The following is a 12,645-nucleotide window of genomic DNA, read 5'->3' as shown; positions in this document are numbered from 1 at the left end:
GGATAGGGGGCTGCCTTTTTGAGGCGCGTCATCTAACCGGTCTAGTTAATATTTACAACTGTTCATGAGCCATCTGCAGCCCGATGAGGCTTTATATTCCTTGCTGTGCAAGTACCTGCTGAACGAGGCGGAAGCCCCGGAACGGGCGTGGGTAGATGCATGGCGGAAAGATCAGCCGGCTAACGAAGCCGCGCTCGATGCCATCCGCCGGCTCCTCGAAGCTCCCCTCCCCAGGGATACCTTCGCAGGCATCAGTACCAACAGTAGCTGGGATCGCCTCCATGCCACTATCACCGCTGCTCCCGCACAGGCTGCCGAAGCCTTCACGGACGCACCGGTGGTACCCCTCCGCCGCAGGAATACCTGGTGGATGGCGGCAGCAGCCATAGGAATTGTAGCTGTGGCAGGATTCTGGGGATTAAAGCAGCTGGGAGGAGATAAGCAGTCGTTCACAGGCGGAGAAACCGCCGCCCTGCACGATGGCAGCCGCATCGAACTTGCCGGCAACGGTAAGCTTACGGTGGATGCCGGTTTCGGGAAACAGGAACGCCGCGTTCGCGTATCCGGAAAAGCCAGCTTCGACGTCGCCCCTTCGGCCGGTAAACCATTTGTAGTGGAAGCCGGCGGTACGGAGATTAAGGTGCTCGGAACCCGGTTTACGGTAGAGCTGGATACCTCCCTGTTCATCCGCGTGGAAAGCGGTAAGATCCAGGTAACGGACCCCGCATTGGGGAAACCCGTTATCATGACCCCGGGCATGACCCTTCGGCGCCAGGGAACCGATGGCGGTTTCAACGTTACGGGCGGTACCCCGGAGCCATTGGTCTTCGAAGATGTGCCATTTAGTATTGTTCTGGAAACAGTGCAACAGGCTTATGGTGTGAAAATTTCCGTCGCCGACCCCGCGATGCTGGATAAACGGATCACTACCCGCTTCTCCGGCGAAACAATCGGGGAAGTAATGGAAGCCCTCGGGTTTATGGTTTCTGCTTCAGTGGATTCTGTTAAAACCGGGGAATACAAGCTGCAGCCGCTGTAACTATTATTAGTCAAAGTTAATTTGCTTGCAAAATGAAGAAAGTCCTGCCGGGATTATTGCTGCTGGCAATGCTCCCCCTGCAGGTGTTCGCATGGAACTGGCGCACCCGGATCTCGGTCTCACTGGAAGATCAGCCCCTTTACGTGTATTGTGACCATCTGGAAAAAACTTACGGCATTCCTTTCTCATACAGCCGCGATGTTGTGAACCTCAACCGCCGGATGACCCTCCGTGTCCGCGATATGCCCCTGCGGCAGGTACTCGATATGCTGTTTACTGATAACGGTATTCAATACCGCCGCATCGGAGGCCTCCTGGTGCTGGCTGCCAAACAACCCTTCCAGCGCACGATCAGCGGCTATGTGGAAGATGCTTCCACGGGTGAGAAGCTCATCGGTGCTACTGTTTATGCCCCTCACCTCAAAGCGGGTACCACTACCAACGCATACGGGTTTTATAGCTTTACCGCCTTACGCGATACCCTTTCCCTCTTCGTGTCTTACACCGGTTACAATGCCGTACAGGTACCCCTGCGCGACCGCGACAGCCGTCAGCTCAATTTCAAACTCCACCCTTCCAATACCCTGAAAGAGGTGGAAATAACGGAAGCGCTGCCCCGCCTGCAGGATCAGACGCAGATGAGCAAGGTGAACGTGAATGTGTCGCAGACGAAAACCATGCCCCGCATACTCGGAGAAGCCGATGTGCTGAAAACCATTCAGGCCATGCCCGGCGTAAGCGGAGGGATGGAAGGAACCAGCGGTATACATGTGAGAGGCGGAAGTCCTGATCAGAACCTCATCCTTCTCGATGGTACGCCGGTATATAATTCCACCCATCTGTTCGGCGTCTTTTCCGTATTCAATCCTGATGCGATTAAGAATGTGGATCTCTACAAAGGCGCATTCCCGGCAAGGTATGGCGGCCGCCTGTCGTCTGTAGTGGATATTTCCATGAAAGATGGGGATATGTATAATCATCACGGCGAATTATCCATCGGCCTGCTGGCTTCGCGCATGACGGCGGAAGGCCCCATTGTGAAAGGAAAAACATCCTATATACTCTCTGCTCGCCGCACCTACGCGGATCTCATTATGCAGGAGGTAGCCAATAAAGAATTGAAACTGGGGGAAGAAGGTGAGTTCTGGGCTTATTTCTACGATGCTAATCTGAAGATCAATCATATCTTTTCACCGAAAGACAGGATCTATCTCAGCGCATATGGCGGAGAGGATAACCTTACCATGCACCGCAACGAGAGCTTCGATTCCCTGCAGGGCGCCCCTAAGAGATATCATGAAGAAATGCGCTTCCGGCTGGGATGGGGCAACCAGGCATATGCCCTCCGCTGGAACCACATCTTCAATCCGCAGCTGTTCTCTAACCTAACTCTCAATTACTCGCAGTTCCGTTTCAATACCGATTACAAGTATAAATACATGGCGCTCGATACGCCGCGCATTCGTGAAAACGATAATGCCTTTGGCCGGTATTACTCAAAGGTGGATAATGCGGGTGCCAAGATCGATTTTGATTACCGGCCCAATCCCAACCACGTAATCCGTTTTGGCGGCCAGGGCACCTGGCACATCTTCAGGCCGGGTATTGCAGCATTCAACAATGTGTCCGACGATCAGCAGCTGGCCGATACTACGTATAATGATCAGTCTCATGGCGGAGTGGAGCTGTCACTTTATTTCGAGAACGACTGGAAGATACGTGACTCCATGCACCTCAACCTGGGTGTGCATGCATCGGCTTTTCTGGTGGAAGGCAGGGCGTATACCTCCATACAGCCCCGCCTGGGTTTCAGGTACATGCTCCCCCGACGTTGGGCCCTGAAAATGTCGTACACGGTAATGACCCAGTATATCCATCTGTTGACTAATACGGCTATTTTTCTGCCTACAGACCTCTGGGTAGCCGCTACCGATAAAGTGCCTCCCATGCACTCTTCGCAACTGGCACTGGGGTTGGCTAAAACCACGAAAGATAACCGGTACGAGTTATCCCTTGAAGGGTATTACAAACGGATGGACAACGTGATCCAGTACCAGGAACAGTCGGCCGATTTCAATTTCGCTACCAAAAGCTGGGAAGATCTGGTTGTAGTGGGCCGCGGCTGGAGCTACGGTACTGAAGTACTGCTGCAGAAAAAACAGGACCGCTTTAAGGGATGGATCGGGTATACACTTGCCTGGAGCCGCCGGGCATTCCCTAACATCAATCAGGGCACGGTGTTCCCGTATAAATGCGACCGGCGCCACGAGCTGGAAGTGGTATTAACGCACCAGCTGGGTAAAAGGTGGGAAGTATCCGCACAATGGCAATATGCCAGCGGTCTGCCGCTTACCTTGCCTGTGGCCAGTTATGAACAGGTAACAGAGCCATCGCCGCACCTGCCGGGGTCCATCAATGACCAGGATCCCATAGATGTACAACGCGACCAGTATACCGTGCGCATGAATGATGTTCACCGACTCGACCTGGGAGCTACCTATACCAAGCAACGCAAAAAGGCGCGGTATATCCTGAGCTTCGGTTTGTATAACACATATAACCGGAAGAATCCTTTCTTCTACTATTATAAACGCAACCCCGAATTGCAGCGGCGCGAGCTTACCATGCTCAGTGTATTGCCCGTGCTGCCGAGCGTTTCCTGGGCAGTAAGGTTTTGATATGAAAAAGATATTTCCGTTGATAACGGCCCTTGCGCTGGCCGCATGTGAAAGGCCGGCAAACATTCCGATGGAATATGAAGGCGACCGGATCGTGGTGAACAGCCTCGTTCAGGAAGATAGTGTGGTGTACCTGCGCCTTACGCGTTCCCAGCCACCGGGGGCAATCTCTTTTCCTGAAATTGCCAATGCCGGTGTGAGGCTCACGGCCGGTAATACTGTGCTGCCAATGCAGTTCAAAACCATCGGCGGCAAAGGGTATTACGTCTCGGATGCGAAAGTAACAGCGGGCATGCGTTATAAAGTGGAAGTAACCGCCACAGGATTACCTGCTGTGGAAGCGGCAGATACCCTGCCCCGCCGGCCTCTGCTCAGGGAGCCTTTCGCACAGGAAGGCGGTAACCGCGTAAAAGTATACCTGTCTGACCTCCCCGGGGGCGACCGTTACCGCATCCGCCTCTACAAAGCCCGGAAGCTGGATAATGGCAGCTTTACACCGGCAGAGCGCCGCCAGTACCGGTTCGATCCCTCTTATAACAACAGTTTTACTGACCTCGTCACCGAAACCTACCACGAATATTCCCTCATCCCCGATGATCGGTTCGATGGCAAGGAGATCCTTGTTGTGCTCCAGACGCGGCAGGTATTGGTAAAGAATGAAGTGCTGCTGCTGGAAGTATCCGGGCTCACATCCGCCAGCTGGCAGTATCTGAAGTCGCTGCAGCTCCAGGAAGCCAACCGGGGCAACCTTTTGGTAGACCCAACGCAGGTATTTACCAATGTGGGCAAGGGTTACGGGATCTTCGCAGGCATTTCCACGGCATGGGTGGAGATACCGGTTAAATAAGGCCGGAATTCCTTAAATTTGGAGTATACCAAACAAAAGGAGATAACCATGCAAGACGCATATATCGTAGCAGGATTCAGAACGGCGGTAACGAAATCGAAGAAAGGCGGGCTCAGGTTCTACCGGCCCGATGATCTGGCAGTGAACGTGATTCAGGGGCTGCTGGGCGCTGTGCCGCAGCTGGACCCTAACCGGGTCGACGATCTGATAGTTGGCAACGCCGTTCCGGAAGCGGAACAGGGCCTGCAGATCGGCCGCATGATCAGTGTACGTGCCCTTGGTATCGATGTTCCGGGGATGACGGTTAACCGGTATTGCGCATCCGGATTGGAAACAATCGCCATCGCCACTGCTAAAATCCGCAGCGGCCAGGCAGAATGCATCATCGCCGGTGGTACCGAAAGCATGAGCCTTGTACCCACCGCAGGCTGGAAAACAGTACCCGCCTACAGCGTAGCTACCACTACTCCCGATTATTACCTCAGCATGGGCCTCACCGCAGAAGCGGTGGCCAATGAATATAAAGTGAGCCGCGAAGAGCAGGATCAGTTCTCCCTCCAGTCTCACCTCAAAGCCATCAACGCCATCCAGAACGGATACTTCAAACCCGGCATTCTCCCCATTACCGTAGAGGATGTTTATGTCAACGAAAAAGGTAAGAAGCAAACGAAATCCTGGGTAGTAGATACCGACGAAGGTCCCCGGGCAGATACTTCATATGAGGCCCTTGCCAAACTGAAGCCCGTATTTGCTGCCGGAGGTTCCGTTACCGCAGGCAACTCCTCCCAAACGAGCGACGGTGCAGCATTCGTAATCGTCATGAGCGAAAAGATGGTGAAGGAACTGAACCTCCAGCCCATTGGTCGCCTCGTAGCCTGTGCTTCCGCAGGTGTACACCCGCGTATTATGGGTATTGGCCCCGTAGCTGCAGTGCCCAAGGTATTGCGCCAGGCAGGTAAATCCCTTGGCGACATCGATCTGGTGGAACTCAACGAGGCTTTCGCATCACAATCCATCGCCGTAATCCGCGAACTGGGCCTTAATCCGGATATCGTGAACATCAACGGCGGAGCCATCGCATTAGGGCATCCGCTCGGGTGTACCGGCACGAAACTTACCATTCAGATGCTGAACGATATGCAGCGTCTTAATAAAAAATATGGCATCGTTACCGCCTGCGTAGGTGGTGGACAAGGCATTGCGGGTATTATCGAAAATCTCGCCTGATACCTGGATTAAGATTTTTTTAAAGCCAGCTTGTCATCAACTATCAACCGCCGTTGTGTCACTCACTTCGGCGGTTTTTTTCATGTATCAGCATCGCAAAATGGTATATATACCATCTCCAAAAATGAACAGCTTTTTTACGTCCTGAAAAAAGTTTGGTGTGTATTTACTGATTACATTTCATGCACAAAAAATGTAACCATGTCATATACCAAAGCAACATTTGAAATTAAACATCAGGCCGGCCAGATAGAATCTATCACTATCTGTATGCCTCTCCGGGATTGGGTTTCAGCACAAGGGCAACATTGGGTAAGTCTTCCTTTACTGGAAATTGAAAACCACATTCAGTATGGTAGCGATGCAATGGAAATATTGCGCTGCCGCATAGCCTGGTTATGTGAATCCGCAGAACAACAGGGACCTGGGATTGAGCGTGTATTGCAACGAATAGGCTGGCTCACGGTGCAGCGTAATACGGAGTATTTATTCATGGAATTTCCTGTCAGTCATAACGAGCATATGCTGGAGTTAGAAGTAATCCCCACAGATCCGTTGATCATACGGATGCATTCCCCTATTAAGAAGCGGGCGTATAAGTATGTATAGATTAGCACTTATTGCCTAAAATGGGCACCACGCAACGCAATAAACATATAAAATAATACAAATGAATTAAACTTTTTGTTAATTTGGATGCGGAATAGGCCTTTAGAGGAAGCTCCCTGAAGGCCGCAACGTAAAATTTGACCGCATATTTAACCGTATCCCCGATGGACCGCAGATCGTTCCTCACACTCAACTCCTCCCGCAAAGCCGCTCCTGTAAAAGCTGCCCGGACCTTCACCGGTATAGCCCCCTATACCGGAACCTGGGGCACCGCGCAGGTAGTGCATTTGCTGAAGCGTGCCATGTTTGGCGCCGCCCCGGCAGACGTGAAGCATTTTGCTGCCATGAGCATGAACCAGGCAGTAGATGCCCTCCTCGTGCCCATCGCAACCATGCCCGCGCCACCCGTTAACAGCTACCAGACAGGAGGCTATATAGATCCCACCGGCGTTACACCCGGCGCTCCATGGGTAACCGCTCCGGAAGGAGATGAAGATCTCAACGACGCACGCAGATATAGCTATAAAGCCTGGTGGACGGGCATCATGCTCAACCAGTCGCGCTCCATCCATGAAAAGATGGTCCTCTTCTGGCACAACCACTTCGCCACCGAAACGCAAACCATCGAGGATGCACGCTTTATGTACGCCCACAACGTCATGCTGCGTACACATGCATTGGGGAACTTTAAAGCCCTCACCAAAGCGGTCACCATCGATCCCGGTATGCTCGTTTACCTCAACGGGTACCTCAACGAAAAAACATCGGCAGATGAGAACTATGCCCGCGAACTGTTAGAACTCTTCACCTGCGGTAAAGGCCCCGAATCCCTCTACCAGGAAGAAGATGTGCGCGCCGCGGCTCATGTGCTCACCGGTTATAAAGTCGATAAAACGAACATCACCAGCTACTTCGACCCCACCAAGCACGATATCGAGAACAAACAGTTCTCCAGCTGGTTCTCTAACAAGAAGATCACCGGTAAAACCGGTATGGCAGGCGCTACGGAGCTGGATGATATGCTCAACATCATCTTCGTTCAGCAGGAAGTAGCGAAGTTCATCTGCCGCAAACTCTACCAGTTCTTCATCTACTACGATATTGATTCCGCAGCAGAAGCGGAAGTGATCACGCCGCTGGCAGATATTTTCCGCGCAGCCAATTACGACATCCGCCCCGTGCTGGCAGCGCTTTTCAAAAGCGAGCATTTCTACGATCCCCTGAATATGTCGTGCCTCATTAAAAGCCCGGTAGATTACACAGTGGGTATGTGCCGTGAGTTTGGTGTAAAGTTCGCTCCCGCTTCAGATTACATGAATGCATATGCGCAATGGCGCTCGCTGCAGGCTGCCGCCGGTAACCAGCAGCAGAATATAGGAGATCCGCCCGGTGTTTCCGGATGGGACGCATATTACCTGGCCCCCCAGTTCCACGAGCTTTGGATCAATACCGATACACTGCCTAAAAGGAACTTCCTCGCCGATCAGCTGATCACTACGGGGTACGTCTCTATGGGGCAAACACTCCGTATCGATCCGCTGGTATTTACTCAGCAACTGCCCGATCCCGCTAATCCGGTACTGCTTATCAACGATGCACTGGCCATCCTCTACCGCATGGATCTGTCAGACGCTATGAAGGCTTACCTCAAAAACGATATCCTCCTCAAGGGGCAACAACAGGATTATTACTGGACGCAGGTGTGGAATCTCTATATCTCCGACCCGTCAGACGCTATGAACAAAGCACTGGTTGTAGACATGCTGAAAGCCCTTTATAAAACCATCATGAACCTGTCAGAATATCACCTGGCCTGATCACGTTGAAAACCTAATTATGAAACGCAGAGATTTCCTCCGATATACCGCTCCGGCATCTATCCTGCCTACTTTTATCAACGGCTTTTCCATCAAGGCCTTTGCAGCGTCGCCTTTCCTTGCCGCCCTGGAGAAAACCGCACTCGACAATGATCACGTCCTGGTAATGATCCAGCTCAATGGTGGTAATGACGGGTTGAACATGGTGATCCCACTCGATCAATACAGCAAGTACCAGTCTGCCCGCTCCAATATCGCTATCCCTGAAGGGCGCGTGCTGAAGCTGGCCGGGCAAACGAAAACCGGTCTTCACCCTGCCATGACAGGCGTGAAGCAGCTGTACGACGAAGGACATGTGTCCATCATTCAATCGGTAGGTTATCCTTCCCCTAACTTTTCACACTTCCGCGCTACTGATATCTGGCTCACCGGCTCCGATGCCAATGTGGTGCTGGAAACAGGCTGGGGTGGGCGCTTCCTCGATACAGAATATGCAGGTTACCCGCAGGGTTATCCCAACGCGGAAATGCCTGATCCCCCTGCAATCCAAATCGGCTCCATCGTATCGCCCTCTTTTGTAGGCGCCGGAGGCAGCATGGGTATGGCTGTAACCAGTCCCACAGATTTCTACAACCTCCTCGAGAATATCGAAGAAAATACGCCGAACACCAAAGCCGGCAAAGAACTGAAATACATCCGCCAGATACAGAAGCAAACCAACCGTTATGCAGATGTAATTAAAGCGGCAGCAGCGAAGGTTACCAGCCAGGGCCCTTACCCTGCCAACAACCACCTGGCGGCACAACTGAAGATTGTGGCGCGCCTTGTAGCAGGAGGGCTTAAAACCCGTCTCTACATGGTGAGCATCGGCGGCTTCGATACCCACGCCAATCAGACCAATAGTGGCGATACTACCACGGGAGATCACGCGCATCTGCTCGGCAATGTGTCTTCCGCCATTAAAGCCTTTATGGACGACCTTACCATGCAAAAGAAATCGCAGCGCGTGGTGGGTATGACCTTCTCCGAATTCGGCAGAAGGATCAAGTCTAACGGCAGTATGGGAACAGACCATGGTAACTCCGCACCCATGATCATTTTCGGGGATTATGTAAACCAGCAGGTGCTGGGGAATAACCCAACCATGCCGGATGCCGCTTCGCCGGTAGATAATGTGCCGATGCAATACGACTTCCGTTCGGTATACGCCTCGCTGCTGGAACAGTGGTTCTGCGTGAAGTCTGCCGACCTGAATAAGATCATGCTGAACAACTACCAGAGCCTCCCGCTCGTTAACGGACTGGCCTGCAGCGTGGTAACCGGCATCCCCGGTGTAGGGGATAACGAAACCCTCATCTCCAACTATCCCAATCCTTTCACTACCAAAACGGTGCTGACGTATAAAACCCGTGGCGGGCATACCATGATCCAGGTGTTTGACACCATGGGGCGCTTGGTAGGCAAACCGGTAGACCGGCAGCATGCCGCCGGTACTTACACCCATCAGTTCGACGGGGAACATTTGCCAACGGGCACCTATTACGTCCGCTTCCAGAATGGAGCCGCCCAGCAGGTGCGCACCATGATGAAGATCCGATAGCGTGCAACTAAGTTGCAAATCCCGGAAATTGGTTATCTTTGCCCGTAATTAACCGGTGCAGTGAAACAACGTTTGCAACAAATAAGCGTCTTTTTGCTCCTGGGCGTCTTCAGTATCTACCTGGCGCCCCGGGAATATCTGCATCACTTTACCGGCCACGAGGATACGATAGACGAGCCTGTTTGTGCTGACGATTACGCCCACGGTCCTGCTATTTCCTCCGTTCACCAGCATTGCGACTGGCTGCATACTGCCATGGAGCTTTACCTCCCTGAGCATAGCGTGCGCCTGGCAGCAGTGCCTTTCATATTCGCGGAGCTGCCCCCTGTGCAGCCCGTTCCCGTTCCGGCATCCCCCGTGCCTTATTGCTCTCTCCGCGCGCCTCCGGTAGCATAACCCCATCCATCCCCCCAGCAAATCATTGATCACCGGCAGTATGCCCATACTGCCCCGGAAGTAATGTAACCAGATGAGACATTTGAGATTACGCACCCTGCTGTGCGGCCTCCTCGCATTGGCGTGGGCAGCCCCGGCAGCGGCGCAGTGTACCATCCGCATCGGCGGCGTGGTGACAGATAGTGAAACGAAGCTACCGCTGGCCGCGGCCACCATCGTACTGAAGGAAACAGGCCAAACCGTAAAGAGCGACGAAAAAGGAAATTATCATATAGACGGGCTTTGTCCTGGTAACTATACCCTGCATGTAAGCCACATTGGCTGCTTGCCGGTAGAGCTTGCCTGGCAGGTGAGTGGCGACGAGCGCCGCAACATAGCCCTGCCGCATAGCATTACCCAGTTGCAGGAAGTAGCAGTAACCGGCCATGCCGCCAAGGAAGTAACTACCGCGGCAGTGGAATCGCTCAGCGGCCGCGATCTGGACAGAACGCGGGGTCTCAACCTCGGCGAAGCCCTCAAACGGGTAAATGGTGTTACCGCCATGACTACCGGACCAAACGTGGCTAAGCCCGTTATTAACGGCCTGCACAGCAACCGGGTTATCATCCTCAATAACGGTATCCGCCAGGAAGGCCAGCAATGGGGTTCTGAGCACGCACCGGAAGTAGATCCGTTCCTCGCCAATAAAATGGTAGTAGTGAAAGGCGCCGGTGCCCTCCGTTATGGAGGCGATGCCATTGGCGGTGTAGTACTCGTGGAGCCACGCGCCCTGCCCGTTAAACCAGGTCTGGCGGGAGAGGTGAACCTCGCAGGTTTCTCTAACAACCGCCTTGGTGCCGTAAGCGCCATAATCGAACAGCAGGTGCCTGCCATCCCGGGCCTCAGCTGGCGGCTGCAGGGTACGCTCCGCAAAGGAGGTAATACCCGCACACCGGATTACTGGCTGGATAACACAGGAGTGGAAGAATACAACTTCTCCGCAGCCGCCGGTTATAAACGGAAGAACTATGGACTCGAATTGTTCTATTCCCAGTTCAATACCAACCTCGCGGTTTTTGAAGGTTCGCATATCGGTAACAGCACCGACCTCGATCAGGTGATCCAGCAGGGGAAGCCACTGCCGGAATATACAGAAGGGTTCAGTTACAAGATCCAGCGGCCGTCGCAGCACATCGAGCACGAGCTGTTTAAAATAAAGGCTTTCGTGAATACGGGCAATGCAGGTAAGCTGAACCTCGTGTTAGCACGGCAGTTCAATTACCGCGAAGAGCTGGATCATAATTCAGTACTGGCCGTTAACCGTATGGCGCTGAACCTTACCACCTGGAGCGGCGAACTGCTCTGGGATCACCGCTCCTGGAAAGGCCTCCGCGGTACTATCGGTGCCAGTGGCATGTACCAGGAAAACAGTTACAAGCACCGCCTCTTTATCCCCAATTATCAGCTCCGCCAATACGGATTGTTCTGGTCGGAGAAGTGGGAAAGCAGGGATAATAAATGGTTGCTGGAAGGCGGTGTGCGGTACGATAACAAAGCATATTCCAACATCAGCGACAATCCGGGCAATCTCCACTTTCCCGGTAGCGATAACAGCAGCTTCTCCGGATCACTGGGTGCGCAGTTCCGTATTACCGATAACTTCCACGCATCGCTCAATGCAGCGCGCGCCTGGAGGGCACCCGGTGTAAACGAACTCTACGCCCACGGCCTCCACCATGGTACGGCAATTATGGAGCAGGGAGATCCGAACCTGTTGCCCGAAGCGGCCAATAAGTTTAACCTGGCACTGCACTACGATCTCGGTGAAAAACTGGAAGCGGATGTGAACCTGTATTACAATCGTTTTTCCAACTTCATATTCCTGCAACCTACAGACAGCAATGTGGTATCTGCCCGCGGCTCCTTTCCATGGATGTATTACCGCCAGGCGGATGCTACTACCAAAGGCTTCGATGCACAGTTGCGCTACCGCTTTCTTCCTAAGTGGCAGCTCACTACCAAAGCATCAGTATTGCGTGCGTGGAATGAAAGTATTAACGACTGGCTGATCAACATGCCGTCTGACCGTTTCGAGCATGAGCTTAGTTTCTTCCCCGGTAATTTGAAAGGGCTGAAAGAAAACTACATCGCCCTCAGCCTGCAGAACGTAACGAAGCAAACACGCATCCCGGTAGATCCTGCTAATCCGAAAGATCCCAGCGGGCAAGACCGTATCCCGCCTCCCGATGCTTACAACCTCGTAAGCCTGGAAGCCGGCAGTACCGTGCATTTCGGCAGGCAGCCACTGTCTGTGATTATCGGTGCATCTAATCTTCTCAACACCCGCTACCGCGATTACATGAACCTCTTCAGGTATTATGCAGACGAGCCGGGAACCAACGTTTATCTTAAACTCAAACTGCCGCTGCAATTCGGCAAAAAATCCTAACACA

General features: G+C 52.9%; 9 protein-coding genes. All 9 read left to right on the top strand.

All coding sequences use genetic code 11. The annotated features are described in order from the left end of the window. Positions 1-64: 64 nt before the first annotated feature. The 9 genes from DEV76_RS01750 (at position 65) to DEV76_RS01710 (ending at position 12,641) form a co-directional block, all read left to right on the top strand. Complete coding sequence (locus tag DEV76_RS01750; protein WP_109694483.1) at positions 65-1,039, top strand: FecR family protein; 975 nt, start codon at positions 65-67, stop codon at positions 1,037-1,039. A gap of 32 nt (positions 1,040-1,071) precedes the next feature. Next, complete coding sequence (locus DEV76_RS01745; RefSeq protein ID WP_109694482.1) at positions 1,072-3,717, top strand: TonB-dependent receptor; 2,646 nt, start codon at positions 1,072-1,074, stop codon at positions 3,715-3,717. 1 nt (position 3,718) lies between these two features. After that, entirely contained in the window at positions 3,719-4,564 is an 846-nt protein-coding gene (locus DEV76_RS01740; RefSeq protein ID WP_109694480.1) for a DUF4249 domain-containing protein, read from the top strand. Positions 4,565-4,612: 48 nt separating this feature from the next. Next, complete coding sequence (locus tag DEV76_RS01735) at positions 4,613-5,791, top strand: acetyl-CoA C-acyltransferase (protein ID WP_109695351.1); 1,179 nt, start codon at positions 4,613-4,615, stop codon at positions 5,789-5,791. Between the two features lie 30 nt (positions 5,792-5,821). After that, positions 5,822-6,400: a hypothetical protein gene (locus DEV76_RS01730; protein WP_157962663.1), complete on the top strand. Its 579-nt coding sequence runs from the start codon at positions 5,822-5,824 to the stop codon at positions 6,398-6,400. 164 nt (positions 6,401-6,564) lie between these two features. Then, positions 6,565-8,217 (top strand): DUF1800 domain-containing protein, encoded by a 1,653-nt coding sequence (locus DEV76_RS01725; RefSeq protein WP_109694475.1) that lies wholly within the window; start codon positions 6,565-6,567, stop codon positions 8,215-8,217. 19 nt (positions 8,218-8,236) lie between these two features. After that, entirely contained in the window at positions 8,237-9,817 is a 1,581-nt protein-coding gene (locus DEV76_RS01720; RefSeq protein ID WP_109694473.1) for a DUF1501 domain-containing protein, read from the top strand. Between the two features lie 60 nt (positions 9,818-9,877). Continuing rightward, positions 9,878-10,213 carry a hypothetical protein gene (locus tag DEV76_RS25815; RefSeq protein WP_198651909.1) on the top strand — a complete coding sequence of 112 codons (336 nt, stop codon included), beginning with the start codon at positions 9,878-9,880 and terminating at the stop codon, positions 10,211-10,213. Between the two features lie 73 nt (positions 10,214-10,286). Continuing rightward, positions 10,287-12,641 carry a TonB-dependent receptor gene (locus tag DEV76_RS01710; protein ID WP_109694468.1) on the top strand — a complete coding sequence of 785 codons (2,355 nt, stop codon included), beginning with the start codon at positions 10,287-10,289 and terminating at the stop codon, positions 12,639-12,641. Positions 12,642-12,645: the final 4 nt, after the last annotated feature.

Source organism: Chitinophaga deserti (genome assembly GCF_003149455.1).
In the GTDB taxonomy this organism is placed as follows: domain Bacteria; phylum Bacteroidota; class Bacteroidia; order Chitinophagales; family Chitinophagaceae; genus Chitinophaga; species Chitinophaga deserti.
This window is presented reverse-complemented; position numbering and strand designations above follow the sequence as displayed.